This is a genomic window from Plantactinospora sp. KBS50 (assembly GCF_002285795.1).
Lineage (GTDB): Bacteria > Actinomycetota > Actinomycetes > Mycobacteriales > Micromonosporaceae > KBS50.
Genome location: NZ_CP022961.1, coordinates 650,498 through 675,922, shown reverse-complemented (window position 1 = coordinate 675,922; position 25,425 = coordinate 650,498). Strand labels below are relative to the sequence as shown.

The 25,425-nt window shown below is 71.6% G+C and carries 19 protein-coding genes and 1 pseudogene; 8 read left to right on the top strand and 12 right to left on the bottom strand.

Annotation, left to right across the window (positions count from 1 at the left end):
• Window positions 1-65: 65 nt before the first annotated feature.
• The 7 genes from CIK06_RS03045 to CIK06_RS03015 form a co-directional block, all read right to left on the bottom strand.
• Window positions 66-473 (bottom strand): DUF4240 domain-containing protein, encoded by a 408-nt coding sequence (locus tag CIK06_RS03045; protein WP_095563536.1) that lies wholly within the window; start codon window positions 471-473, stop codon window positions 66-68.
• Window positions 470-3,616: a polymorphic toxin-type HINT domain-containing protein gene (locus CIK06_RS03040; RefSeq protein ID WP_095563535.1), complete on the bottom strand. Its 3,147-nt coding sequence runs from the start codon at window positions 3,614-3,616 to the stop codon at window positions 470-472. Before CIK06_RS03040 ends, CIK06_RS03045 begins: the two co-directional genes overlap by 4 nt.
• Entirely contained in the window at window positions 3,613-5,994 is a 2,382-nt protein-coding gene (locus CIK06_RS03035; protein ID WP_198348084.1) for a LamG-like jellyroll fold domain-containing protein, read from the bottom strand. The genes CIK06_RS03040 and CIK06_RS03035 overlap by 4 nt, the downstream gene beginning before the upstream one ends.
• Window positions 5,995-6,011: 17 nt before the next feature.
• Window positions 6,012-9,377: a LamG-like jellyroll fold domain-containing protein gene (locus CIK06_RS03030; RefSeq protein ID WP_095563533.1), complete on the bottom strand. Its 3,366-nt coding sequence runs from the start codon at window positions 9,375-9,377 to the stop codon at window positions 6,012-6,014.
• Window positions 9,314-11,020: a DNRLRE domain-containing protein gene (locus CIK06_RS03025; protein WP_157756580.1), complete on the bottom strand. Its 1,707-nt coding sequence runs from the start codon at window positions 11,018-11,020 to the stop codon at window positions 9,314-9,316. The genes CIK06_RS03030 and CIK06_RS03025 overlap by 64 nt, the downstream gene beginning before the upstream one ends.
• 110 nt (window positions 11,021-11,130) lie before the next feature.
• Window positions 11,131-11,709 carry a BMP family ABC transporter substrate-binding protein gene (locus CIK06_RS03020; RefSeq protein ID WP_095563531.1) on the bottom strand — a complete coding sequence of 193 codons (579 nt, stop codon included), beginning with the start codon at window positions 11,707-11,709 and terminating at the stop codon, window positions 11,131-11,133.
• Window positions 11,710-11,825: 116 nt separating this feature from the next.
• A complete protein-coding gene (locus CIK06_RS03015; protein ID WP_232533982.1) occupies window positions 11,826-12,791 on the bottom strand; it encodes a DMT family transporter in 966 nt (321 codons plus the stop codon).
• Window positions 12,792-12,894: 103 nt separating this feature from the next.
• Between CIK06_RS03015 and CIK06_RS03010 the strand changes: the two genes are divergently transcribed.
• Both CIK06_RS03010 and CIK06_RS03005 read left to right on the top strand, forming a co-directional pair.
• Window positions 12,895-13,635, top strand: a complete 741-nt coding sequence (locus tag CIK06_RS03010) for an HAD family hydrolase (protein ID WP_095563530.1) — start codon at window positions 12,895-12,897, stop codon at window positions 13,633-13,635.
• A 425-nt stretch (window positions 13,636-14,060) separates the two neighbouring features.
• The gene (locus CIK06_RS03005; protein ID WP_095567518.1) at window positions 14,061-14,513 is read left to right on the top strand and encodes a hypothetical protein; all 453 of its coding nucleotides are present in this window, start codon (window positions 14,061-14,063) and stop codon (window positions 14,511-14,513) included.
• 46 nt (window positions 14,514-14,559) lie between these two features.
• Here the strand turns inward: CIK06_RS03005 and CIK06_RS03000 are convergent, their stop codons facing one another.
• Window positions 14,560-15,429 carry a PhzF family phenazine biosynthesis protein gene (locus tag CIK06_RS03000; protein ID WP_095567517.1) on the bottom strand — a complete coding sequence of 290 codons (870 nt, stop codon included), beginning with the start codon at window positions 15,427-15,429 and terminating at the stop codon, window positions 14,560-14,562.
• 32 nt (window positions 15,430-15,461) lie between these two features.
• Here CIK06_RS03000 and CIK06_RS02995 point away from each other — a divergent pair, with 32 nt between their 5' ends.
• The 3 genes from CIK06_RS02995 to CIK06_RS02985 all read left to right on the top strand — a co-directional run bounded on the left by CIK06_RS02995 (window position 15,462) and on the right by CIK06_RS02985 (window position 18,703).
• The gene (locus tag CIK06_RS02995; protein WP_095563529.1) at window positions 15,462-16,760 is read left to right on the top strand and encodes a magnesium transporter MgtE N-terminal domain-containing protein; all 1,299 of its coding nucleotides are present in this window, start codon (window positions 15,462-15,464) and stop codon (window positions 16,758-16,760) included.
• On the top strand, window positions 16,753-17,328 hold the full coding sequence (locus CIK06_RS02990) for a DUF1003 domain-containing protein (RefSeq protein ID WP_095563528.1): 576 nt from the start codon (window positions 16,753-16,755) through the stop codon (window positions 17,326-17,328). Before CIK06_RS02995 ends, CIK06_RS02990 begins: the two co-directional genes overlap by 8 nt.
• Before the next feature lie 226 nt (window positions 17,329-17,554).
• Complete coding sequence (locus tag CIK06_RS02985; RefSeq protein ID WP_095563527.1) at window positions 17,555-18,703, top strand: P-loop NTPase; 1,149 nt, start codon at window positions 17,555-17,557, stop codon at window positions 18,701-18,703.
• Between the two features lie 247 nt (window positions 18,704-18,950).
• Here the strand turns inward: CIK06_RS02985 and CIK06_RS02980 are convergent.
• Both CIK06_RS02980 and CIK06_RS02975 read right to left on the bottom strand, forming a co-directional pair.
• Window positions 18,951-19,286: pseudogene (locus tag CIK06_RS02980) on the bottom strand (preprotein translocase subunit TatB); the annotation flags it as partial.
• 75 nt (window positions 19,287-19,361) lie between these two features.
• Window positions 19,362-20,672 (bottom strand): S1C family serine protease, encoded by a 1,311-nt coding sequence (locus CIK06_RS02975; RefSeq protein ID WP_232533981.1) that lies wholly within the window; start codon window positions 20,670-20,672, stop codon window positions 19,362-19,364.
• A gap of 316 nt (window positions 20,673-20,988) precedes the next feature.
• Between CIK06_RS02975 and CIK06_RS02970 the strand changes: the two genes are divergently transcribed.
• A complete protein-coding gene (locus tag CIK06_RS02970; protein WP_095563526.1) occupies window positions 20,989-21,564 on the top strand; it encodes an O-methyltransferase in 576 nt (191 codons plus the stop codon).
• 54 nt (window positions 21,565-21,618) lie between these two features.
• Here CIK06_RS02970 and CIK06_RS02965 read toward each other — a convergent pair whose 3' ends face one another.
• Both CIK06_RS02965 and CIK06_RS02960 read right to left on the bottom strand, forming a co-directional pair.
• Window positions 21,619-23,352: a M17 family metallopeptidase gene (locus CIK06_RS02965; protein WP_095563525.1), complete on the bottom strand. Its 1,734-nt coding sequence runs from the start codon at window positions 23,350-23,352 to the stop codon at window positions 21,619-21,621.
• 4 nt (window positions 23,353-23,356) lie between these two features.
• Window positions 23,357-23,524, bottom strand: a complete 168-nt coding sequence (locus tag CIK06_RS02960) for a DUF3117 domain-containing protein (protein ID WP_095563524.1) — start codon at window positions 23,522-23,524, stop codon at window positions 23,357-23,359.
• Between the two features lie 189 nt (window positions 23,525-23,713).
• Here CIK06_RS02960 and CIK06_RS02955 point away from each other — a divergent pair, with 189 nt between their 5' ends.
• Together CIK06_RS02955 and CIK06_RS02950 are read left to right on the top strand one after the other, a co-directional pair.
• On the top strand, window positions 23,714-24,574 hold the full coding sequence (locus tag CIK06_RS02955) for a PaaX family transcriptional regulator C-terminal domain-containing protein (protein WP_095563523.1): 861 nt from the start codon (window positions 23,714-23,716) through the stop codon (window positions 24,572-24,574).
• The gene (locus CIK06_RS02950; protein WP_095563522.1) at window positions 24,571-25,362 is read left to right on the top strand and encodes an enoyl-CoA hydratase-related protein; all 792 of its coding nucleotides are present in this window, start codon (window positions 24,571-24,573) and stop codon (window positions 25,360-25,362) included. The genes CIK06_RS02955 and CIK06_RS02950 overlap by 4 nt, the downstream gene beginning before the upstream one ends.
• Window positions 25,363-25,425 lie beyond the last annotated feature (63 nt).

Sequence of the window (25,425 nt, the reverse complement as noted above, 5' to 3'; positions counted from 1 at the left end):
CAGGCTGGGCCAGCGATTGACTTTCGGAAAAATCCATATCGCCACCCATACCTAAATCTGAGGAGTTACATCATTGGCTCACCGGTGCGTTTCTTATACTCAGTTCCCGCGAGGTAAAGAAGCGCCTCAGCCGATTGGAGCCGAGGGGCGACAAAGTTACTGAATCGCTCCGATTCCTCAAGTACCGCCCGAGCCTCCTCCCGCCCAGCGAGCAAGCATGCGCAGCGGGCATAAAGGAAGTGATCGGCAGTCTGCTCCAGAATCAAGCCTTCCGCCAACTCGACCTGAACTGATGCCAGAGAATCCAAGTCCAGCGAATCCAGATTCCGATCCAGCTGCTCTTGAAACTCAACCAGGTCCGGCAGGTCCAGCATGCGCAGTCGCTGCTCAACTTGCTCGACTGCCGCTTCGACGTCTGCCCGACTCGTAACGGGATTCGAACCGATCACTGACCAGAAATCAGCAGCCATCATTGACCCCAATCCTCGGCTCCAGGCAGCATCGGTTGGTTACGTCTGTCAAGGATCGACTTTCCAGGAGAATTGATATCGTTCGACAAAGGGACGCCCTGTTTGCGTAGCTGCTGAATCCGCAAGTGCTCAGCCACGAATACGTCATCCTCGCATCCACATACATGCGTAATCTTGACGTCATCCATGTTCGCCAAACGACCACTACGAAGGTGCTTGTCCAAGCGATTCGTCAAGTTGATCGACTTGCCGACATAGGTCATGCCAGGGTTATGCATGTCCGGGAACTCGTAGATTCCTTGGTCTTTCCCACAGTTGTGCACCAGCACCGGCGTTGTGCCAGCCAACACATAGTACGTGTGGGTGTCGGCGACCGTGAGGTCGTCCATGGTCTGCGTGCCGGTCAGCATCGCCACCGCAACCACAGCCGCCAACGCGGCCCCAGCCACCGTACGCAACTTGTGACCAGCCGTCAGCTTCGCCGCCTCCACCCACTTCCGGGCCGTGGCGTCCCAGAACGGATGATGCGCCGTCGTGTGCAACGTCGCCACCCCAGTCGACGTCCGCACCGTGACGTCCACCAGATCCTTGTCCTTGTTCCGGTGCACCATCGTCACCGGCTTGACCGCCGTCCTCCCCGTCTGCGGATCGGTCGCCTTGACCCTGTCCCCGACGTTCACCTCCGCGATCGGCCGGCTACTCCCATCAGCCATCACCACCCGCGTCCGCGCATCGAAGCTGTGACAGGATCGTCTACCACCCGTGACGGCACCGATCCCCGCGCCCAACGCCACGCCGGTCCAGTCCACACGGCCGGTGGTGAGCATCTGCGCGGCGGCATCGCTGGTCCCACCGCCAACCGCACCGGCCAGCATCCGACCACCCAGCGACGCGGCCGCACCGCCCAGCTTTCCCAGCACCAGGCCGGCGGCCTTGCCGCCCAGGCCGCCGGTCACCGCCGACACGGCGCCCTGCACCGCGCCCGTACCCAGCGAACCCAGCGCATCGCCGAGACTCTGCACATTGCCCTCGGCCGCGTCCTTGGCCAGGTTGATCAACGCCGAGGCTCCCACGATGCAGGCCACCGCCCCCGCACCACCGGTCGCCGCCGTGCACGCCAGCCCTGCGGCGATCCCACCAACGATCGCCGCCACCTCGATGATCTGGGTCTTGTGTTCCTGTACGAACTTCTTCGACGTCTGGTAGGCGTCCTTCACCGCATGGCTCGCCTGCCGGACGACCCTGGTGGCGTTGGCCTGCACCGTCCTGCCGGCCTGCTTCAGCCGGTGATAGGTCTTTTTCACCTGCTGTTTGGCCCGGTGGTACTGGCTTGAGACGAACTTTCGTCCCTGCGCCACCTTGTGCTTCACATACTGTTTCGCCTGGTTGTACTTCTTGGCCACCGCATGCTTCACCTGGTGGTACGCGTGCTTGACCTGCTGCACCTTCTGCGCCACGAACCGGCGACCCGAGTTGATTGTGTCGTGCGCCAGCGCCCGTGCCTCGTTGTACGAACTCCTGACCGCGGAGGAGACGCGGGAGACGGCGGAGTGATAGGTCGAAGAGGCGTGCGAGGTCAGCGACTTCCACGCGCCGCCGAGGCTGAAGTGTCCGGTCGGGTCGGTGTTCGTCAGCGGATTCGCGCTGCCGTACTCGAACCGGTTGGCCTCGATCGAGTCCGGCACCGGGCTGTTGGTCACCGTGTCCCGGGTGTCGAACTGCCCGGTGTCCGGGTCGTACCACCGGGCCAGCATGTTGACCCGGCTGGTCAACACGTCCGTCCACTCCGACTGGTAGCCCAGACCGCCCAGCATTCCCGCAGAGGACAGCACCTTTCCCAGCGGGTCGTAGGTCATCGATCCGGCAACCGCTGCGGCGACGTCGGTGAACTCCGCCACCACATCGTCGTGCTGGTCGGTCCAGGCCAACGTCTGGGCCGACCCGGACGCCACCCCCAGCAACTCGTCGTCCGGTCCACGGGTGTACGTGGCGTTCCCGTCCCCGGCAAGCGTGTTACCCGTACCGCTGTAGGAGAATCCCGGCCGGATCGCCCGACCCAGACCGTCGTAGGTGTAGGTGGTGGAGTCGGTGGCGTTCGCGTACTGGGCGGTGATCTCACCGAAAGCGTCGGATCGGGTCGCCACCCCGCCGGTCGTGGCCAGCGTGCCCCGCGCCGTGTAGGTGTACGCCGTGGACACCCCGGCGGTCAGGCCGCTGACCAACTGGTTGCGCTGGTCGTAGGTGAACGTCCGCTGACCGGCCTGCACCCGGTTGCCCGACTTGTCATAGGCGTACGGCGTGACGGTGCTGCCGTTGTCCCAGGAGGTCAGCCGGTCGGCGAGGTCGTAGGTGTAGGTGTTGGCCGCCGAACCGGAAAACCCGCTCGTCGTCTTCGACGTCTCGTTGCCGTTCGCGTCGTACCCGTAGACGATTTTCGCTATCGACGAGCCCCCGGCCGTCTTCAGCTCGTCCGAGGTCAACCGGTGCAGGGCGTCGTACCCGTAGCTCCGGGCGTTTCCGTTCGTGCCGTAGGTGATCCTGCTGACCTGGGAGAGGGCGTTGTAGTCGTAGTGCGCCCGGACCGCGGCGCCGGTGTTCACCACCGTGGCCAGCCGGCCGGCCTGGTCGTACGTGTAGTTGGTGGTCCCGGCTGCGTCCGTGCGGGAGGCCATCTCGCCGTCGGAGTTGTAGCTGAACGCGGAGTTTCCGGAGGTGCCGCTGGCCGAGCGCAGCCCACCCCGGTCGTCGTAGCTGAAGTTCTCCGTACCCGCCGACCCGGCGGCCGAGGTCACCCGACCTGCCAGGTCGTAGCCGAACACCCGGTCGACCGTGGCCACCTCGGCGCCCGACCCACTCTGCCGGGTCACCCGACCCAGATCGTCATAGCTGTACGCGACGCTCACGCCGCCCGGCGAGTGCAGCGAGGTGGCCCGGCCGGCCGCGTCGTAGCTGGTGGTGAAGGTGCGGTCGGCGGCGTTCGGATAGGCCGCGGTGGCCGGCTCGATCGAGGACTCCGGCAGGTTCCACGGGTTGAAGGTGGCGACGAACACGTTGCCCCGGCCATCGGTCATCCGGGTCCGGTTGCCCAACAGGTCGTAGCCGAACGAGGTGCTGATCGAGTCCGACCCGCTGATCGGCTCGTTCATCGAGGAGAGCAGACCGGTCGCGTCGTAGCTGAACGTCGTCGTGGTGCCCGGGCATCGGTCGCCGCGACGACCTGGTTGGCGTTGTCGTACGCCGAGGTACGGGTGGACAGCAGCACGTTGTTGCTGTCGTACGCCTTGGTCGCCACCGCCCGGCCAGCCATGTCGTACGTGGTGGTGGTGTAGGTGCCGTCCGGCGCGGTGTTGCGGACCACGCGGCCCAGGCCGTCGTACGCGGTGGTGCTGATGTTGCCGGCTGCGTCGGTGAGGGTGACCGGCTCGCCGGCCGCGTCGTACGTCGTCGACGAGGTGACCCCGGACGGACTCTGCACCGCCGAGACCCAGCCGCTGGGGTGGTAGCTGTAGTGCGTCGTGTAGCTGGTGCCGTCCTGCCGGACCACGTCGGTGGTGGTCAGCTGATGGCCGAGGTAGTCGTAGGTCGAGGCGTGGACCGCACCGGTCGGGTCGGTCGAGGTGAGCCGGTCGCCCAGGGCGTCGTAGGTGAACGTGGTTGCCGCCAGATCGGGCGTGGTGACCTTGGCGACCCGACCGAGCTGGTCGTAGGTGTACCGGGTGATCTTGCCCAGCGGGTCGGTCTGGCTGGTGACCTGGCCGAGCGTGTCGTAGGCGATCGTGCTGACCGGGCTGATCGGTGTCGACGTGCCCGGCGGGGTGTAGCTGGGCAGGGTGGTGGAGGTGGGCCGGCCGGCCGCGTCGTACGCGGTCACGGTCACGTTGCCGTTCGGGTCCTTCGACTCGGTCTGCTCGCCGAAGGTGTCGTACCCGGTGTAGGAGACGGCCCGGGTGGCGACCGGGGCGCCACCGTTGGTCTCGGTCAACACCGCCGGGGCGACGGTGACCACGGCCTGACCGGCCTCGTCATAGTCGTAGTTGGTGACGTTTCCGTTCGGGTCGACCACGGCGGTGGCCAGCCCGTCCTGGTCGACGAGTTGGCTGGTGCGGATCGCGCCGGCGCCGGCGGCCGGAGCGGTGCCCTGGTAGACCGACGAGACCTCGGTGCTGGTGAGCGGCCGCGAATAGAGTTGCACGTCGCTGAGCGAGCCCTGCCAGAGGTTGCCGACCGTTCCGTTGGTCAGGTCGGAGCCGATCTGGAACGGGCCGACGCCGGTGAACGTCTTCGGTGCGGTGGCCGAGGCCGGTGAGGCGCCGTTGACGTAGAGCTTCAGGGTGCCGGCTGCCGGGTCGTACACCCCGGTGAGCTGGGTCCAGGTGTTCAGCGCCGGAGCTGCCGTCGAGGTCACGGCGGTCGCCGCGGCGCTGTCGGCGTCGGCCTGCCGGACCACGAACTGCCAGTGGTTGCTGGCGTCGAAGCGCAGCTCGAACGGGCTCTGCCGGCGACCTGTCGCGCTCGCCACCGTGTGCGTCCTGGTGTTGTCGGCCAGGTTGACCCAGGCCGAGACGGTGAAACCGCGTGCGCTGTCCAGCGCCGGTGCGGTGGTGGTCAGCCGGCCACCCGTACCGTCGAAGATCGCCGAGCCTCCGTGCGCGGACGACCAGGTCACCCCGCTGGTTCCGGTGGCCGGGCTGTTGCCGGCGGAGTCGGTGGCGGTGAGGCCCGAGGTGTCGTTGAGCTTCCATCGGGCGACCGGTGCCGTCGTGCCGTTCAGCACGGTGTGCGCGACGGCTCGGCCCGCCGGGTCGTACATCGTCTCGGACCGGGACAACACGCCGGCCGAGCCGGAAACGGTCTCGGCCACCTGCTGGTCGTCCGTCGAGTACTCGAAGCTGCTGACCCGGTTGAGTCCGGCCGGGTCGAGCGTGGAGGCGGTCGTCCGGTTGGCCGCGTCCACGGCGAAGGTGGTGGTCGTGGTCCCGTTGTTGGTGGTCTGCGACAGCAGGTTGCCGGCAGCGTCGTACGCGTTGCTCTCCTGGACGAACGACGCGCCCGACACCGGGTCACGGCGCGTGATCGTCGCCTGGAGGCCGTTGTCGGTGTAGGTGTACGAGGTCACCCAACCCATCGCGTCGGTCTCGCTGGCGAGCCGGCCCGCCGGGTCGTACGCGTACGAGGCGGTGACCAGGTTCGTGGGTGCGCCAGGGTTGTTCGGGTCGCCGGTGTAGCCGACCAGGGTTTCGGTCAGCAACCTGCCCTCGGCGTCGTAGGTGCTGTCGACCTCTCCGCCGTCGGAGTCGAACTCCTTGGTCTGGTTGCCGTACGCGTCGTACTCCAGCCGGGTGGTCTTGCCTGCCGCATCGGTGCTGGTCTCCGCCAGTCCGTGCGAGTTGTAGGTGCGCGACTCGGTCCGTGCCGCGTCGCCACCGGTGCTGTCGGCGACCGTCTCCGAGATGCCCAGCCCGTCCACGTCGTACACGGTGGTGGTGACCGGGGTGTGCACGGCGCCGGTGACCCGGTTGGTCACCGGCGGCTCGGTCTGGGTCAGCCGGCGTCCGACCTTGTCATAGGTGTACGAGGTGACCAGGCCGGCCGGGAACGAGTCGGTGGTCTCGGTCTCGGTGAGGACCCGTCCCAGTCCGTCGTAGGTGAAGCTGGTGACCTTGCCCCGACGTCGGTGGTCCGCGCCACGTCGCCGTTGGCGAAGTAGTCGACCTTCTGTGCCGCACCGCCGGCCGTGGTGACCGTGCTGGGCAGGCCGGGCGGGGCGAAGCCGCCGTTCACCGCCGCGATGGTGGTGCCGTCGGTGAAGGTGGTGGTCGTGGAGCGGCCCAGCGGGTCGGTGACCCCGGTGCGGTTGCCCCTGGCGTCGTAGGCGTAGCTGGTCAGATAGGTGTTGTCGGTCGCCGAGGCCGAACGCCCGTCGCGGGTGGTCAGCATCACGTCGTTGCGCGGATCCGGTGTCAGCACCTTGGTGGTGGCGTCGGGGTAGTACGTGAAGTACACCGTGGAACACTTGTTCTGCGAGCGGTCCTGGCAGGTCGTCTGCGAGATCGCGTTGCCGCGGACGTCGTGCTCGGTGGTTTCCACGTTGCCGTTCGGGTCGGTCACCGTGCGCATGAACCCGCCGGTGTCGTACCCGTACCGGGTCCTGTTGCCCAAGGCGTCGATCGCGGTCAGTTCGTGGCCACTGTTCAGCTCGTAGACGTGGCTGACCGTCCGGTTTCCGGGGTCGGTGATGGTGGCCGTCTTGGCCGGCACACCCACCGTCTTGGCGCGGGCGGCGAACTGGGCACCGACCTGCGCCGCCGACAGTTGCGTCCGGTACAACGCCACCTCGGCGATCTGACCCTTGAAGTAGCCGGCGTAGCCGGTGTTGCCGCTCTGGCCCTGGTGCGGCTCGTCCGGCCAGGAACCGCCCCAGAATCCACCGCCGACATAGGCGTTGGCGGTGCCACCGGCGTACGCGGCGATGGTTCCGGTGGAGGAGCCGACGAGGGTCCCGTCCAGGTACATCGACTGGGCGGTGGCGGAGGCCGCGAGCACCACGTGGTGCCACTGACCGTCGGCCACCGAGCCGGCGGAGTTGATCTGCGCGCTGTTCCAGTACCTGCCGTGCAGTTTGCCGCTGGTGCCGATGTACAGCGCCGGGGTGAAGCTGTCGGAGGTGGTGGCGTTCTCCAGCGGGTCCGCCTGGTAGCTGAACAGCGGACCGCGGTCGCCGGCGTTGGCCTTGAACCACATGCCGACCGAGCAGGGGCAGGCGGCGGGGACGTCCGCCGAGGGCAGTTGCAGGTAGGACGACGTGCCGTCGAAGCTCGCGACGGTGCTGTTGTCGCTGGGCACGGCCGGATCGTCGAACGGGCCGCCGGCGGTGCCGAGCGTGACCGCACGGTACGTCGCGGTGTTGCCGTTGATCTCGTTGACCGCGTCGGTGCTACCGGTCTCGGCCAACCGCCAGTAGTCGGCGGGCGCCGCCGCGAGCACGGCCGCGGCGTACGGCTGGTACGACCCCGACACGGTCGGCTCGTTGACCTTCCAGACTCCGCCGTTGGAGTCGGTGACCTGGCTGACCTTGCTGGAGACGGGGTTGTAGGCGATGCCCACCGTGACGTTGCCGGACGGCCGCACCACCGAGGCCAGTGGCTTCGCGGCGACCTTGCCGGTGTTGGCGATCGCGGCCACGTTCGCGCTGGTCAGCGGCCTGTCAAAGACCGACACCTCGGCGATGGCGCCCTTGAAGTAGCTGGGATATCCGGTGTTGCCGTCCTGGTGGTAGTGCGGCTCGTCCACCCAGTTGCCGCCCAGGAAGCCGGCCCCGATGTACTCGTTCGCGGCGCTGGAGACTCCGATCTGGATGAGACCGGTACGGGAGCCGACCACGGCCCCGTCGAGGTACAGCCACTGGATGTCACCCGCGCCGACCAGCACCGCGTGATGCCAGCCACCGTCGGTCACCGAGGAGGGGGTCGCGATGCCGGCGGTGCTGCCGTCCCAGAACTTGCCGTAGAGCTTGCCGCTGGTACCGATGTACAGCGCCGGGGCGTAGTTGCCGGGCGTGCTCGCGTTGGTGATCGGGTCGCCCTGGTAGCTGATCAACGGGCCACTGTCACCCGCGTTCGCCTTGAACCAGAGGCTGATGGACTGGTAACTGGCGGTCGAGACCAGCTTGTTGGGCAGCTTCACCAGTGACGAGGTGCCGTTGAACCCCGCCGCGGTTGCCGAGGACCCGGGCAACGGCCCGGGCTGGCCCGACGCGACGTCGTGGTACGTGCCGACATCGGTGCCCTGGTTGTCCAGCACCTCACTTGCGGCCGTCTCGCCCGAGGTCTCCGTCAACCGCCAGTACGAGCGGGGGCCGGCGTTCATCACCGCGCTCGGATAGTGCGATCCGGTGGTGTAGGTGTACGTCAGGCAGGCGGTGCTCGACGTGGGCGGGCAGGCCCTGGTCAACCGGTCACCGGTGTACTCGTAGGTCCAGGTCGCCGCCGAGGCGGGGTCTCCCGCGGTGACCGGGTCGGTCACCACCGCGTTCACGTGCGCGGCGGTGCCGCCGGATGGTGTGGACCAGCTCAGATGCAGCGCCCGGCCGGAGGCCGATGTCATCGTGGTCAGGTGGTTGGCCGTGTCGTAGCCGAAGGTCTCGGTCCGGCCCTGCGCGTCGGCGATGGATGCCACCCCGTACTGCCCGGTGAGGCCGGTCGGCGCGGTGAAGGTGTAGGTCGTACCGTCCTTGTCCACCAGCTTGTAACCGCCGGTCATCGTGCTGAAGGTGGCGAACCGGCCCGACGGCGGGGTGAACGTGCCGTTGCCGTTACGACCGAAGGCCACCTCCTGACCGCCCGGGTAGGTGACGACGACGGTCTGCACCGCCCCGGCCGTGTCCTTCTGTTCGGTCGCCTTCACGTCGGCGACGGTGGACCAGCCCGCGCCGAAGGCGTCGGTCAGCCTGGGGTCCTGGCTGTTGTAGGCGCGCTCGATGGCCAGCGGCGGGCCGATGGTCGCGACCGTGGCGTCGGTGGCCGCGGTGGTGTAGTTGCCGACCTGGGCCTCGAAACCCTGGTCGCCGTTCTGCGCCAGACCGGAGGTGATCAACGGCTGCGGCACGGGCGTGGAGAAGATGTTGGTGGTCTGGGACGTGCTGCCGAAGTACCCGTCGGAGGCCGTGACCGTCCACTGGTAGTCCTGGCCCCAGGTCAGCTTTCCCGCCGGCACCACCCAGCTCCGGGAAGCGATCCACCCGGAGTCGGCAATCTTGGTGGCGTGGCTGTCGAAGACCGCGAAGTCGTAGGTGAGGGAATTGGGGAACGAGTCAGGGTCGTGGGCGGCGGCCAACAGCTCCGGAGTCAGGCTCGGCACGGCGTACCCGGACGGCGGATACTGGGCGTCCACCTGCGGCGCCGACCCCACGAGTAGGTGATCTCCAGGTACGGCGCCAGGCTCGGTGAGGGACCGTTGCGGGAGGTGAACTTCTTCCACTGGTACGAGTCGCTCTGCGAGGCGGTGACGGCGAGGCCGTAGTTCGGCTTCTTGTTCAACGCCCAGTCCTGCAGGGTGGCGGTCGCCAGCGGGACCGTCATCCACGTGCCGATGCTGCGGTCGCCTTTGGTGTTCGTACAGGCCGCGCCGGGGTTGGCGGTCACCGAGCCGATGGACGCGCCGAAGCTGGGTCCGGGGTAGGTGGTCAGCGTCGACGGCGACCAGTACTGGGTGATGGGATTTACCGAGAACGGCTCCGGGGTACACGTGTATGCCCAGGAGTCGAAGATTTTGAGTGAGGCCGCGCTGATCCTGGCGCCGGCGTATGCGGCGCCGAAGTCGTTGAATCCCAGGAACGAGTAGGCCTTGGACGAGCCACTGTTGTAGGTCCCGACCTGCAACTCGGCTTCGCTGCCGTGGTCTGCGGGATTGTCGCTACGCACATAGGTGTCCATGTAGTCGGCCAGGGTGGTCGACGGATCGACGGTCACCGGGAAGGTCCGGGCCGGATCCCGGAGCCAACCCTGATCGATGCTCACCCGAATGGCGGGGCCGGTCTCCGCGCTGGTGAGCTCGTAGGTGACCCCGCGGGACTCGGCGAAACCTCCCGACTGGGGATCGAACTTCGAGTCCCACATCAGCCCGTGCGGCATGTAGGCCAGCCGGTTGCCGGTCTCGTCGAGCAGCGATACCGACCCGTCGGCTTCGGCCTGTGGGGTGAGGCCCCGGACGTCGAGCGGGAACAACCACGAGGTGGCCACGTCCGCGGAGTGCAGCACCAGCGATTCCTTCACCCCGCTCGCCATGGAGGTGAGCTCGAGGTCGGTGCCCGGAAGGACGTCGTGGTACGTCGCCTTGCCGCCATCGACCTCTGCCGCGACGCTGGCGGCCCCGGCCAACGAGTACGAGATGGCGTGGTCAGCATCCACCTGCAACGACGCGATCGCCGGGTCCGCCGCCAGGGTGGCCATGCTCAGCGTCGGCCCGTTGGCCCGTTGGCGATAGCGGTCTCCGGTGCGGACCAGAGCCGTGTCGATCGGTCGCCAACTGCCGTCGTTCGCCCGGTAGTTGATCGGCCCGTCGTAGACCTTGCGCGTGTACGACCCGTCCCGGTTGCGGTAGACGTCCGAGGTCGCCGACGCCGCCGTTGCGATCCGCTTGCTGGTCTTGGCGTCGAAGCTCCGGTCGCTGGGCTGGTTACCCGCCAGGCCGGACCGGACCTCGCGCACGGGTCGGGCCGCCGGCGCCAACGCGCCGGGCGGCCGGCCCGGTGCCCGACCCGCGCCCCGACCCGCATCGGTCGCCGCGGCCGGCACGTGGTGATCCTTGTTCTTGGCCGTCCCACCGGCCTGGACCGGCAGTCCGAGGAGGCCGACGGCTGACCACGCACGATCGATCTGTAGCCAGCTCCACATCCAGGACAGCGGGAAGCCCTCCCCGACCGGGACGGCATCCACCGGCACCGCGACGCTCATCCCGACGGCCAGCACCACCAGCACGGCGAGGCGACGCGTCCAACGACCGGCGCGTCGCCGCCCGAAGCCAAGGCAAAGGTCGATCAAGCCAGCACCCATCGCAGCGCCTTCCCCCGCAGCCGGCCCGCGAAGCGGCTGCTCCGCGCGGCATAGCGCCTCGTCGGGGAGTGCTAGCGGCCCGAGGGGCTCGGAGGCAGCATCACGCCGAATCAGCAACGAGAGTATGCAGACGCATCGTCACCACGGCAATACCCTACGACCGCGTCCCGGACCGCCTCACGGCTAGGACCATCCACAGTGGAGATGTTCGAGCCCGGCCGTGTCGCCGCACCCACGAGATAGAAACGGACCCGGGGAAACGCGCTGGCCGACTGCCGGACCCCGGAGGTCGCGACGGGTCCGGCCGCGAAGATCAGATCGCAGTGGCTCTGGGCGAGACTGGACGCGAACGTCGCGGCGTTGTCCGCCGTCTGCTCCCCGACGATCTCCAGGAACTGCACCCGCACGTGGGTCTCCGCGGAGGCATCCTGCAGGCCGGCCCACATGGGCGCGGCATCCGGACCGGTGATGCCGTGCTCGTCGGTGAGCAGGCAGCCGGTGAAGTCGACGTACTGCCGGGCGCGCGGGGGCGTCGCGGCAGTCTCGGGCAGGACGGCCCACACCAGCAGGGCCAGCGCAACGGCGCCGACACCGGCCAGCGTCCACCGACCGCTCCGCGTCGCCGCCAGCGTCCGACCGTAACCGGCGCCTCGTCGCGCCGTTCCCCGCAGCCGAGCCCAGACGTCCATCGTCGACTTCCCTCCCCGACCTGCCGTGCTGCCGTAGCGTCGCGGTGTCGCAGTGCCGCGGCGTCGCCGAAGGCGCGACCAGGGTAACCGGCGGGAAGCGCTCGGCGGCGTGGCGCTCAGTCCGGCAGGGGTGCGGTCTCCGCCGGGGCGGTGACCGGGGTCGTCCGGCGGCCCACGGCACCGCTGCGGACCACCACCGCCACCCCGGCCAGCAGCAGCACCAACCCGGGCAGCGCCGCCGGCCGGGGCACCTGACCCAGCCAGACCCAGGCGATCAGCGCCGCACCGGGCACCTCCAGCAGGATGAGCACGCTGACCGTGGTCGCCGAGATCCGGTGCAGGGCGTAGTTCAGCATGGAGTGGCCGAGCAGTTGGGCGCCGAGGACCAGGCCGAGGATGGCCACCCAGGCCGACGCGCCGAACCCGGTCAGCCGGACCCCGGCGACCAGGCACACCGCCAGCAGCAGGACGGCACACACCCCGTAGCAGACCGTGGTGTAGGTGGCGGTGCTGGCGGTGCTGCGTACCCGCTCGCCGAACGCGGTGTAGACGGCCGCCGCCATCCCGCCGACCAGGGCGAGCAGATCGCCCAGCACGGCCCGCCCGGAGGTGCCGAGGTCGGCGCCGGTGACCAGCGCGGCACCGGCGACCGCGAGGCCGATGCCGAGCCAGGCCCGCCGGGGCAGCCGCCGGCCCTGGCCGAGCGCGATGAGGCCCTGCCAGACGGGCTGGGTGGCCACCAGCGCGATGGCCGCGGCCACCGAGGTGAGCTGCGCGCTGGGCGTCCAGGTGCCGAAGTGCACCGCCAGCGCGAGCCCGGCCAGCACCGCGTACCAGCCGGCCCGGCGCCCGGCGGCGCCGAACAGCCGGCGGAGTTCGGCCCGCCGGCGGACCAGCGAGAACGGCCCCAGCAGCGCCAGCGCGCCGGCGTTGCGCCAGAACGCCACGGCCAGCGCGGGCGCGGCGGCGTACGCGATGAGCGGGCCGGAGGACGAGATCGCGACCAGCGCCACCGCCACCGCGGCGCCGGTGAGCGGGTCGACGGGGGGCAGGGGCGGTGAATTGGAGTAGCGGTGCGGCACAGCCGAGTATCCCCACAGCGTCCGGACGCCTGGTCAGCGGCCTAGGGTCGGCTGCGCGGCCCATCCGGGCCTGCCGGACCGGCGTTCGGAGGTTCCTGCCGTCATGGCCGCATTCCAGGCGGTGCTGTTCGACTTCTTCGGCACCCTCACCCGTGCGGTGCAGCGCGGATCGCGACACCGCGCGGTGGCCGAGGCGCTGGGCTGCGATCCGGCCAGCCTCACCGACGTGCTCGACCGGTCGTTCCAGCAGCGGGCCAGCGGCGCGCTCGGCGACGCGACGGCATCGCTGCGCTGGGTCGGCGAGCAGGCCGGTGCCCGGCCCACGGACGCCGCGCTCCGCACCGCCCGCAGGCACCGGCTCGCGGCGGTCCGCGCCGACACCCGGCTGCGCCCGGAGGCCGTCCCGGTGCTGCGGGCGCTGCGCCGTCGGGGCGTACGCACCGGGCTGGTCAGCGACTGCACCCACGAGTTGCCGGCCCTCCTGCCGAGCCTGCCGGTGACGCCGTTGCTGGACGTGCGGATCCTGTCGATCCAGGTTGGCCGCTGCAAGCCCGATCCGGAGATGTTCCTGGCCGCCTGCCGACGGTTGGCGGTGCGTCCGGCGGACTGTCTGTACGTGGGTGACGGCGGTGGCCGGGAGTTGACCGGGGCGAGCGCGGTCGGGCTCACGGCCGTCCGGCTGGCCGCCCCGGATCTGGTCACCCATCTGGTCTTCGACGCCGACGTGGACTGGCGCGGTCCGACCGTGACCTCCCTGGAGGCCGTGCCCGGCCTGGTGGGGTCGGATGACCCGGCGCCGGCCCCCGCACCCGCCTACGCCGGGCGCCTGACCGCGCCGGTTTGAGTCGCCCGGGCGTGGGACCGGGCGCCTCGGTTCTTCGCCGGCGGCTGCCCGGAGGCGGCCGGGTACGGCACGATGGGTGGGTGACCGAGCAGCCTGACCGGCCGACCAGGCCCACACCGCCGACCAGGCCGACCCCGCCGACCCCGCCGACGCCGCCGGCCAGGCCCACACCGCCGGCACCGTCGGCGGGCGCTACGCCGCCGACGCCGCCGACGCAGCCGACGCGGCCGGTCCGACCGACGCCCGCCGCGGCCGGCCCGGCACTGGACCGGCCGACGCCGCCGGCCGCAGCGGCCCGGCCGGCACCACCGGGCGTGCCGACACCGCCGGCCGAGCGCGACGCGACGGCCCAGCCCGACGCGACGGCCGAGCCGGACCCGACCGCCGGGTCCGCCGTCCGGACCGAGGCGCTCAAGAAGGCGAGCATGGCGTGGATCGCGGTCGACGACGGACCCGCGTACGCGGCCTGGTGCGTGCCGATCGACGGCGCGCTCTACGTGCTGACCGGTCCCGGCGAGCAGTCGGTGCCCGGGCTGGCCGACGCCGGCTCGGCCGTGGTGACGCTGCGCGGCGACCACGGCGGCCGGATCGTGAGCTGGCCGGCCGAGGTGAGCCGGCTGAGCCCGTCCGACGAGGCGTGGTCGGCGGTCGCCCCGCAGGTGGCCGCCAAGCGGCTCAACTCGCCCGAACCGGCGCCCCGGGTGGTGCAGCGGTGGGCCGACGAGTGCACGCTGAGCCGGTTGACGCCGGCCGCGGCGGCGCCGGCCGCCGGTGCCGCGTTGCCGGCCGGGTCGCTCGCGGCCGCCGTCCGGGAGACGCCCGCGACGCGGCGGACCTGGCGACCGTTCCGGCTGCACCGGGTACGCCGGCAGCGTTGACGGGTACGCCGGGCGGACCGGCCGGGGTGCGCCGCCGCCGGCCCGGTCAACCCACGAACGGCGGCACCATGATCTCGCCGCGGGCCACCGGTACGACGTGCCCGGTCACCGTCACCGCGGTGGCGGCCCCGCCGGCGGCGGTCACCCGGCACTCCAGGGTCGAGGGCCGGTGGATCTCGATCCCCTGCCGGACGGTGTACGCGTTCTCCCCGTCGCCGGGCAGCAGGCCGGTGGCGACCAGCCAGACCCCGAGACCCAGCGCCGCCGAGCCGGTGGCCGGGTCCTCGGGCACGCCCAGCCCGACGCCGAACATCCGGACGTACGCGGTCCGCTGCTGCGGGTGCCAGCCCAGCACCATCAGCTGATTCACCCCGTACCGCCGGGCCGCCGCGATGTCGACGGCGGCCCGGGCCACCGCGTCGGGGCGTACCGACAGGTAGGGAAACTCCAGCCCGCAGCCGGCGGTCCGGGGCGGCGGCCCGGCGAGGTCGGTGTCCGCCAGACCCGCCACCGCCAGCAGCGGCCCGGGGTCGAGTTGCGGGCCGAGGGTCGGGGTGCCGCCGCTCAGCGTCGCCTGGCCGTCGGCCACGGTGATCGGCAGCAGCCCGGCGCCGCACTCCTGCACCAGGTCGCCGGCCGGGAAGTCACCGCGCCGGCTGCCGGTGACCGCGGCGCCCACGCTGGGGTGCCCGGCGAACGGCAGCTCGCCGTCGACCGTGAAGATCCGCGCCCGGTACGTCGCACCGGCCCGGGTGGGCGGCAGGATGAACACCGTCTCGGAGAGGTTGAACTCCCGGGTCAGGTCCAGCAACTGCGACGCGGCGAGGTCTTCGGCGCCGAACACCACCGCGAGGGGGTTGCCGGCGAACGGCCGATCGGTGAAGACGTCCACGATCTCGTAACTGAGGCTCGACATGGTGCCCAACCCTAGGCCCGTACGCTTGGGCGGTGACCACGCCGAACCGGGTGTACATCGCCCGCCTCGCCGGGCTCACCGTCTTCGACCCCAACGGTGACCAGGTGGGGCGCGTCCGCGATGCGGTGGCCCGGCTCCGGACCAGCAACCGGCCGCCGCAGGTGGTCGGCCTGGTGGCGGAGATGCCGATGCGTCGGCGCATCTTCCTGTCCATCAACCGGATCACGTCCATCGACGGCGAGGCCGTGGCGCTCGGCAGCGGCACGCTCAACCTGCGGCGCTTCTCGAAGCGCCCGAACGAGCTGCTGGTGCTGGAGGACCTGCTGGACCGGCGGGTCCGGGTCGAGCCGTCCGGCGCCCAGGGCACGGTCGTCGACGTGGCGATGGAGTGCAGCCGCACCGGCGAGTGGGCGCTGTCCCGGATCGCGGTGCGGGAGCACACCGGCCGGCTGACCCGGCGGGGCCATCTGCACCAGGTCGGGTGGGCGGACGTGCGCGGGCTGCTGGGCGCGCCGGACGGGGAACGCGGCACCGCCAACCTGCTGGCCGTGCTGGAGGAGATGCGCCCGGCCGACCTGGCGAACGCGCTGCAGGAGCTGCCGGACGCCCGCCGCAACGAGCTGGCCGCCGCGCTGGACGACGAACGGCTGGCGGACGTGCTCAGCGAGCTGCCCGAGCGGGATCAGGTGGAGATCCTCGCGGCGCTGGACCGGGAGCGGGCGGCGGACATCCTGGAGGAGATGGACCCGGATGACGCGGCCGACCTGCTCAACGAGTTGTCCCCGCCGGAGCAGGACGTGCTGCTGGACCTGATGCGCCCGGACGAGGCCGACCCGGTCCGGCAGCTGCTCAAGTACAACCCGGGTACGGCGGGCAGCGTGATGACCTCCGAGCCGGTGATCATGCCGCCGGACGCGACGGTGGCCGAGGCGCTGGCCCGGATCCGGGAGCCGCAGCTTTCGCCCGCGGTGGCCGCGCAGGTGTTCGTCACCCGCGCGCCGCTGGCCACGCCCACGGGCCGCTACCTGGGCATCGTGCACTTCCAGCGGCTGCTCCGCGAGCCGCCGGCCGAGCTGCTGGGCGGGGTGGTGGACAACGACATCGACCCGCTCCAGCCGGCCACACCGCTTCCGGAGATCACCCGCCGGATGGCCACCTACGACCTGGTGGCGATGCCGGTGGTGGACGCCGCCAACCGGCTGGTCGGCGCGGTGACCGTGGACGACGTGCTGGACCACTCGCTGCCGCGCAACTGGCGCGACCGGGACGCCACGGACGGGCCGGCCCGGGTCCTGGACGCCTCGCACGCCGGGGAGGCCCGCAGTGGTTGACCGTCGCCAGGTGCCCCGGCTGGACCAGCCCACCCAGCCCCGCCGGATCAAGCTGCCCCGGTTCGACCCGGAGGCCTTCGGCCGGTGGGCCGAGGGAACGGCCCGCTACATGGGTACGGCGAACTTCATCGTCTGGATGACGCTTGTCATCTCCATCTGGTTGGGCTGGAACACGCTCGCCCCGTCCCGGCTGCGCTTCGACCCGTACACCTTCACGTTCCTCACCCTGCTGCTGTCCTTGCAGGCCTCGTACGCGGCGCCGCTGATCCTGCTGGCGCAGAACCGGCAGGCCGACCGGGACCGTCTGGCGATGGAGGAGGACCGGCGGCGGGCCGCCATGCAGAAGGCGGACACCGAGTACCTGACCCGGGAGATCGCGGCGCTGCGGATCGCGCTCGGCGAGGTCTCCACCCGCGACTTCGTCCGGTCGGAACTGAGCCGACTGGCGGAGGAGTTGGACGAGCAGAACCGGCGCCGGCAGCGGATCGAGCGGCGCCAGTACGCCCCGGAACGCGGCGGTGGCGAGCCGTTCCTGGACGAGCCGCGGGACGATCTGGACGGGGACTGACCGCCCGGGCAGGTGGACCGGCCGGACAGGGGGACGCCGCGCGCCTCAAGGGGCAGGGCGCGCGGCGCTGTAACGATCGTCGCACCGCCAGAGGTACGGCGTCCAGCAGCAAATCGCCATTTTCTCCCGACAGCCCCCGAAATCCCGCAAGGCGGGGCATCGACTCGCTCACATCCGCACCGGCCACCGGCGGGCCGGTGAACGGCGCCGACGTAGCATTGCCGGCATGTCTGCACCCGCCAGCACCGTCGAGGAAGCGGTACAGGCCGCGCTCGCCACCGTCGACGACCCGGAGATCCGTCGGCCGATCACCGAACTGGGCATGGTCCGTTCGGCCGAGGTCGGCCCGGACGGGGTGGTCCGGGTGGAACTGCTGCTCACCGTGGCCGGCTGCCCGCTGCGCGACAAGCTGCGCACGGACATCACCGCGGCCGTCGGGGCGGTGCCCGGGGTCAGCGGGGTGGAGATCGAGTTCGGGGTGATGAGCCCGGAGCAGCGCCAGGCGCTACAGACCCGGCTGCGCGGCGGCGCCGCCGCCCAGGAGCCGGTGATCCCGTTCGCCCAGCCCGGCTCCCGGACCCGGGTGTACGCGGTGGCCAGCGGCAAGGGTGGCGTCGGCAAGTCCAGCGTGACGGTCAACCTGGCGGCGGCGCTGGCCGCCCGAGGGCTGTCGGTCGGGGTGGTCGACGCGGACATCTACGGTCATTCGGTGCCCCGGATGCTCGGCGCCGACGCCTCGCCCACCCGGGTCGAGGACATGATCATGCCCCCGCAGTCGCACGGGGTGAAGGTGATCTCGATCGGCATGTTCACCGCGGGCAACGCGGCGGTGGTCTGGCGGGGGCCGATGCTGCACCGCGCGTTGCAGCAGTTCCTCGCCGACGTGTACTGGGGCGAACTCGACGTGCTGCTGCTGGACCTGCCGCCCGGCACCGGCGACGTGGCGATCTCGCTCGCCCAACTGCTGCCCAACGCCGAGATCCTGGTGGTGACCACGCCGCAGGCCGCCGCCGCCGAGGTCGCCGAGCGGGCCGGCGCGATCGCCCTGCAGACCCACCAGCGCCTGGTCGGGGTCGTCGAGAACATGTCCTGGCTGGAGCTGCCGGACGGCTCCCGGATGGAGGTCTTCGGCGCCGGTGGCGGTGCGACCGTGGCCGAGTCGCTGAGCCGGGTGCTGGGCGCTCCGGTTCCGCTGCTGGGTCAGGTGCCGCTGGACACCCGGGTCCGGGAGAGCGGCGACGCGGGTACCCCGATCGTGCTGGACGCACCGGACGCACCGGCGGCCCGCGCGCTGAACGCGGTGGCGGACCGGCTCGCGGTCCGCCGGGAGTCGCTGTTGGGCAAGCCGCTCGGGCTGCGTCCGGCCGGTCGCTGACCTGAGCCTGCGAGGCTCAGGTGGCGTCGAGGTCGTAGCTGCGCCGGCTGGCCGGGATCACCGGTCCCGGGCCGGTCTGCGAGGTACCGGTCGAACCGTCCGCGGGCGTGGCTCCGGAGGCGCCGGACAGCTGCGTCGTACCGTTGGCCGTACCGTTGACCGCGCCGGCGCCGTTCGCCGAGCCGGCCCCGTTCGCCCCGTTGGTGCCGTTGCCGCCCCGCAGGCCGGAGCGCAGGTCGGAGCGGATGTCGGCGGACTTCGCGATGTCCTTGACCTCGTTCTGCACGCCCGTCAGGTCCGACTTGATGTCGTTGTACATCCCATGCAGTGGCTTGCGCAGCGCCGCTTCCTCCTCCTCGCTGAGCAGGTGCTTGCGGATGAACGCCTTGGGGTGCAGGTCCTCCAGCCGGATGTCGGTGCCGAGTTCGCGGCTGAGGTCGCTGGTCGCGGAGTTCGCCATGGACCGCAGGTTGCGCAGCAGCCGGAGACCGTCACTGATCACGTTCGGCAGCTTGTCCCCGAAGATCAGCAGGGCGAGGAGCAGCAGGAGACCGACCTCCCACCAGTTCAGATTGTCGAACACGCCCCGCTCCTCTCGTGAGGTCCCGGGCAAGCGTACGCACCGATCCGGCCCAGCAGGCAAGGGGTGAGTCGCCGCTTACTTGGCATCAGCGGCCAACGTCACCGAGGTGGTCTGCCGGGCCGTGCCGCGGCGGTACTCGACGGTCACCACGGAGCCGGGGGCGTACTTGCGGACCAGGGCGATCAGATCGGTCGGTTCGGACAGCGCCCGACCGCCCAGTTTGAGAAGAATGTCCCCGCTCTTCAGCCCCGCGCCGTCCGCCGGGCCGCCCGGCTCGACCCGGGACAGCCGTACCCCGGCGCCCGGCGCCGAGCCCGGACCGGTGTCCGAGCCCACCTGGGCGCCGATCACCGTACGGCGGGCGCGGCCGGTGTCGATAATGTCACTGGCGATCCGCTTGGCCTGGTTGATCGGGATGGCGAAGGCCAGCCCGATGTTCCCGGCCTGCTCCTCGTCGATGGCCAACGACTTGATCACCGAGTTGACCCCGACCACCCGGCCCGCGCCGTCCACCAGCGGTCCGCCGGAATTGCCCTGGTTCACCGCGGCGTCGGTCTGGATGGCCGCGTAGTAGCGCACCGGCCCGCCCGGCTCACCGGCCCGGATCGTCCGGTCGAGCGCGCTCACGATGCCGGCCGTGACCGTGTTGCTGAGCGCCAGCGGGGAGCCGAAGGCCAGCACCGGATCGCCCACCGCGATCGCCTCGGAGTCACCGAACCGCACCGGCGTCAGACCCCCGCGCTGTGCCTTGATGACGGCGATGTCGGATTCCGCGTCCTCGCCCACCACGTTCGCCGTGGTGGTCGAGCCGTCGCTGAACTCGACCGTGGCCGGTCCCCGGCTGCCGTCGACGACATGCTGGTTGGTGATCACGTACCCGTCCGCGGTGGCCACGAAGCCGGACCCCACGCTGGTCCCGTCGGCGCCGCTGGAGCGCACCGTCACCACGCTGGGCAGCAGCCGCTCGGCCACCCCGGCGAACGAGTCGGGCGGCCGTTGCGCCGCCGCCGGCGCCGAGGCGTCCGGCGCACCCAGCGCGGTCGGGGTGGTCGCGCCGCCACGCACCGCGAAGGCAAAGCCGAGCACCCCGCCCAGCGCCCCCGCCAGCAGGGCCGTGACGAGCGAGATCAGCAGGACCGTACGCAGGCCGGGGGTACGCGGGGCGTCCGGGTCGGAGACCGGCTCCGGGTCGATACCGGCACCACCGGCCGGCGGGCGCAGCACGGTGGCCGTCGGCGCCAGCGGATCCCGCCAGGGATCCCGCAGCGCGTCGGACCACCACGGCGACGGCGCGTTCGCGCCGGTCCCCGGCGGCCCACCCGGGTCGGAGCGAGGTGCCGTCGGCGGCATCCCCGCGGGCTGGTGCCAGTTCCAGCCGTCGGTCACGATCGGTGCCTCCCAGTTCGATCCCGGGTCACCGGTCGCACCGTACCGAAGCGGCGTGGCCGCTCCGGGTCGCGGAGTCCGGTTTCCGCATCCAGGATTGCACGGATGCCGCGGGTGCAGTCAGGGTTGTCCCGCGCTGCGCACCCACCGCTGCGAACGCGGGCGGCGGCCGAGGCCCTACGCTCGTACCCGCGAACCACCCCCGTCCCACCGACCCGACGCCTGGAGGTGCCCCATCGGCACGGTCGACCGGTCCGTCCCCTCGACGACCAACCAGGCTCTGCACTTCGCCGAGGCGTACGTCGCCGAGGACATCGTGCTGCGCACCGCGCGCAACCTCGCCCGGGAGGTCGGCCTGGAGGCCGTTGCACCCGGGGTCGGAGCGGCCCTGCGGATGCTCGCGGCCGCCGGAAACGCCCGTGCCGTCGTGGAGATCGGCACCGGCACCGGGGTGAGCGGCGTGTGGCTGCTGCGCGGCATGCGCCCCGACGGGGTCCTCACGACGATCGACGTCGAGTCCGAGTACCAGCGGATCGCCCGGCGGATCTTCGTGGAGGCGGGCTACCCCGCGGGGCGTACCCGGATCATCACGGGCCGCGCCCTGGACGTGCTGCCGCGGCTCGCGGACGGCGCCTACGACCTGGTGTTCGTCGACGCCGACGTGGCGGAGTACGCGGCCTGCGTGGACGCGGCCCTGCGACTGCTGCGTCCGGGCGGGCTGCTCGCGGTCGGCCGGGCGCTGGCCGGCGGGCGGATCGGCGACCCGGCCGCCCGGGACCTGGCGACGGTGACCATCCGCGAGGTCGTGAAGGCCGTACGGGAGTCCGAGGACTGGGTTGCGGCCCTGCTGCCGGCCGGCGACGGCCTGCTCACCGCGGTACGACGCGGCTGAGCGGCGGCTCGGGCCGCGCGAACGCGGCCCGTCCCCCGCCGCCACCCCGCCGCGCTACAGGGTGGCCAGCCAGCGCAGCAGGGTGCGTACGCCCCAACCGGTGGCGCCCTTGGCCAGTTCCGCCGAGTCCGCGCCGGCCCAGGACGGTGCGGACATGTCCACATGCAGCCACCGGTCGCGCAGCTCGCCGGTGAACTCCCGCAGGTAGAGCGCTGCGGTCACCGAACCGGCCCCACCCATCGGCGAGCTGTGCAGGTCGGCGATGTCGCTGCTCAGGTAGTCGACGTAGTCGTCCGCCAGCGGCATCCGCCAGGCCTGTTCGCCGGCGGCGGCGCAGGCGTCCAGCATCGCGCCGGCAAGCTCGTCGTTGTCGCTGTAGAGCGCCGCGGTGCGGCTGCCGAGCGCCACCGCGTTGGCGCCGGTCAACGTGGCGAGGTCGACGAGCAGGTCCGGCGCCAGCCGGTCCCGCGCGTAGCCGAGGGCGTCCGCCAGCACCAGCCGGCCCTCCGCGTCGGAGTTGGTGCTCTCGCTGGTCAGCCCGCCGAAGTGCCGGATCACGTCGCCGGGCCGGAACGCCGAACCGCTGACCATGTTCTCGGCCAGCGGTGCCAGCGCGGTGATCCGGACCGGCAGCCGCAGCGCGGCGGCGCCGATGGTGGCGGCCAGGATGGCGGCGGCACCACCCATGTCCTTGCGCATCAGCTTCATCGCTTCCCGCGGCTTGATGGACAGGCCGCCGGTGTCGAAGGTGATGCCCTTGCCGACCAGCACCACGTGCAGGCTCGCCTGCTCCGGCTGCCAGGCCAGTTCGACCAGCCGGGGCGGGCTGACCGAGCCGCCACCGACCGCGAGGACCCCGCCGAAGCCCTCGTCCGCGAGCCACTCCGGCCCGCGTACCCGTACCTCAAGGCCCGGGTGCCCGGCCGCCACCGTCTCGATCCGGTCGGCGAACCAGCCGGGATTCTTCACCGACGAGGGCATGTTGGTCAGATCCCGGGCCAGCCGGGTGGTCTCGGCGGTGACCCGGGCCGCCGTCAGCGGCTCCGCGGCCGCCGCCGGATCGGCCAGCACGAGCAGCACGAGGGGTTCCGCGCCCGACCCGGCGTCCGCACCCGGCTCGGCGTCGGCCGCCGGGCCGGCGGCAAGTCGGCCGTCCGCCGCCGGGTCGCCCGCCGCGGTGCTGGTCGCGGCGGCGCCGGTCGCGGCGGCGCTGGTCGCGGCGGCACCGGCCGCCGGCAGGCGGAACCGGTACGAGGCCAGCCACAGTCCCTCGGCGATCCCGCGGACCGCGGCGGGGCCGGCCTCGGTGGGCAGCGCCACGGCGACCGTGCCGGCGAGCGCGCCGGAGCGGGCCAGCCCGGCGCCCGCCGCCCGCCAGTCGGCCTCGGTGCCGCCGCCGATGCCCAGCAGCACCAGGCGCTGCACCGGGTCGGCCGGCCGGACCGCCACGTACGCCTCACCCGGGCGGCCGGAGTGCCGCACGGCCGGCAGCAGCGCGGCGGCGTCGGCCCGGACCTCCTGCGGCGGCGCCCAGGCACCGGAGACCACTTCGGCCCCGCCGGCCCCGGCGGCACCATCCGCCCCGGCGGCACCATCCGCCGCGGCGGCACCATCCGCCGCGGCGGCACCATCCGCCGGCCGGACGGATAGGACGAGCACGTCGTGCCCGGTGGGTTCGGCGACTGGGCGGATCTGGAGCACCCGGGATACCTCCGCAACGAGAAAACGGCGGGTCACCCCGCCGACGGCGAACGGCCCGACCGCTGCCGCGGCCGGACCGTTCGACATTCAATCAGCCGACGGCGGCCTTCAGCGCGTCGCCGAGCGCGTTGGCCTCATCAGGTGTCATCTCAACGACGAGCCGGCCGCCACCCTCCAGCGGCACCCGCATGACGATGCCCCGGCCCTCCTTGGTGACCTCCAGCGGACCGTCGCCCGTCCGCGGCTTCATCGCCGCCATGTCGTCTCCCCTCAGACCTTCATCAGGGGTCCGTGGGTTGCCCCACAGCCACTTCGCCAGCACTGCCACGGGGAACCCGCGGCGTCGAGCAACGATTTTCCCTGATGAACACCGCCGGACCCAAACCGAGCCAGTCTTGATATGACAGCGTCTAGCATATATCGCAAATCACTGTCACAATGTGCGGTCATGCAGGCACGGTCGGCTCTCTTCGACCTCTACGGGGACTACCTGCGCCCGCGCGGTGGGCGCGCGCCGGTGGCCGCCCTGGTCAGACTACTGACTCCGCTCGGCATCGCGGCACCCGCGGTCCGCACAGCGGTGTCCCGGATGGTTCGCCAGGGCTGGCTGCACCCGTTGCGGCTGTCCAGCGGCCCGGGATACTCGATCACCCCAAAGGCCGCACGCCGGCTGGACGAGGCGGCTTCCCGGATCTACCGGACCGGACGCAGCGGCTGGGACGGGCGGTTCGACCTGCTCGTGCTCGACGGTCCGACCAACCGGCGGGACCGGCAGCGGCTGGGCGCCAACCTCAGCTTCCACGGCTACGGCATGCTCGACGAACGCACCTGGGTGGCCACCCGCCCGGGTGAGGACATCGACGGGCTGCTGGGCGAGGCCGGCGTCCGCTTCGAGCGGTTCACCTCCATCCACGCCGCCGGCACGCCGGGCGCGGTCGGGGTGGTCCGCCGCGCCTGGGACCTGACCGAGATCGGCGAGGCGTACCAGCGGTTCGTGGCCGAACAGCGACCGCTGGTCACCGCCGTCACGGCCCGCAGCAGCGACGAGGACGCGTACGCCGCCCGGTTCCGGCTGGTGCACGCCTGGCGTACGTTCCTGTTCCGCGATCCGCAACTACCCCCGGCGCTGCTTCCGGACCGGTGGCCGGGCACCAGCGCGGCCACCTTCTTCGACCGGCACGCCAGCCGGCTCCGGCCGGCCGCCGACCGGTTCGTGGACCACTGCCTCGGCAACGCCCCCTCCGCGGCCGTCGGCCGGGGCCGGAAGGCCAGCGCCCGGACAATCCGACCGAAGGGCCCCCGCCAGTGACCGACCCGCTGCTCGTCGACCGCACCGATGCCGTGGTCACGCTGACCCTCAACCGCCCGGAGGCGCTGAACTCCCTCGACATCCAGCTCAAGGAGGCACTCCGCGACACCCTCGCCGAGCTGGAGCAGGACCGCAGCTGCCGGGCCGTGGTGCTCACCGGCGCCGGTACGGGCTTCAGCGCCGGACAGGACCTGCGGGAACACACCGCCACCCTGGAGTCGGGCACCGGCGACCCGCTGGAGACCGTCCGGCAGCACTACAACCCCATCGCCGCCCTGCTGGGCGATCTACCCAAGCCGGTGGTGGCGGCGGTCCGCGGGATGGCCGCCGGCGCGGGCGCCTCGCTCGCCTTCCTCGCCGACTTCCGCGTCGGCGGCCCGAGCACCAGCTTCCTGATGGCCTTCGCCCGGGTCGGGCTGGCCGGCGACACCGGCGTGTCCTGGTCGCTGCCCCGGCTGGTCGGCCACGCCAAGGCCGTCGAGCTGTTGATGCTGGCCGAGCCGGTACGCGCCGCCGAGGCGCACCGGCTGGGTCTGCTCACCCGGCTTGTCGACGACGACGAACAGGTGCTGCCGGTGGCGCAGGAACTGGCCGCCCGGCTCGCGGAAGGCCCGACCGTCGCCTACGGGGCGATCAAGCGGCAGCTCTCGGTGGGCGACGCCGGCACGCTCTCCGCGGCGCTGGCCGCCGAGGCACAGGCGCAGACCATCTGCGGGGCGACCAGCGACCACCGCGCCGCCACGGCCGCCTTCGTCGGCAAACAGAAGCCGCAGTTCGAGGGCCGCTGACCCGTACCCGGGACGGGCCGCGCCCGGGACGAGGGGCACCGCCCCGGACGGGACCCGGACATC

Bases quoted from the DNA above. Each gene is read 5' to 3' on its own strand.
- CIK06_RS02985 (WP_095563527.1), top strand. From the start codon at position 17,555: ATGTCTGCACCCGCCAGCACCGTCGAGGAAGCGGTACAGGCCGCGCTC.
- CIK06_RS03045 (WP_095563536.1), bottom strand. From the start codon at position 473: ATGATGGCTGCTGATTTCTGGTCAGTGATCGGTTCGAATCCCGTTACG.
- CIK06_RS03005 (WP_095567518.1), top strand. From the start codon at position 14,061: ATGGCGTGGATCGCGGTCGACGACGGACCCGCGTACGCGGCCTGGTGC.
- CIK06_RS03020 (WP_095563531.1), bottom strand. From the start codon at position 11,709: ATGGACGTCTGGGCTCGGCTGCGGGGAACGGCGCGACGAGGCGCCGGT.
- CIK06_RS02960 (WP_095563524.1), bottom strand. From the start codon at position 23,524: ATGGCGGCGATGAAGCCGCGGACGGGCGACGGTCCGCTGGAGGTCACC.
- CIK06_RS02955 (WP_095563523.1), top strand. From the start codon at position 23,714: ATGCAGGCACGGTCGGCTCTCTTCGACCTCTACGGGGACTACCTGCGC.
- CIK06_RS03025 (WP_157756580.1), bottom strand. From the start codon at position 11,020: ATGGGTGCTGGCTTGATCGACCTTTGCCTTGGCTTCGGGCGGCGACGC.
- CIK06_RS03040 (WP_095563535.1), bottom strand. From the start codon at position 3,616: ATGAACGAGCCGATCAGCGGGTCGGACTCGATCAGCACCTCGTTCGGC.
- CIK06_RS03010 (WP_095563530.1), top strand. From the start codon at position 12,895: ATGGCCGCATTCCAGGCGGTGCTGTTCGACTTCTTCGGCACCCTCACC.
- CIK06_RS02965 (WP_095563525.1), bottom strand. From the start codon at position 23,352: ATGTCGAACGGTCCGGCCGCGGCAGCGGTCGGGCCGTTCGCCGTCGGC.
- CIK06_RS03000 (WP_095567517.1), bottom strand. From the start codon at position 15,429: ATGTCGAGCCTCAGTTACGAGATCGTGGACGTCTTCACCGATCGGCCG.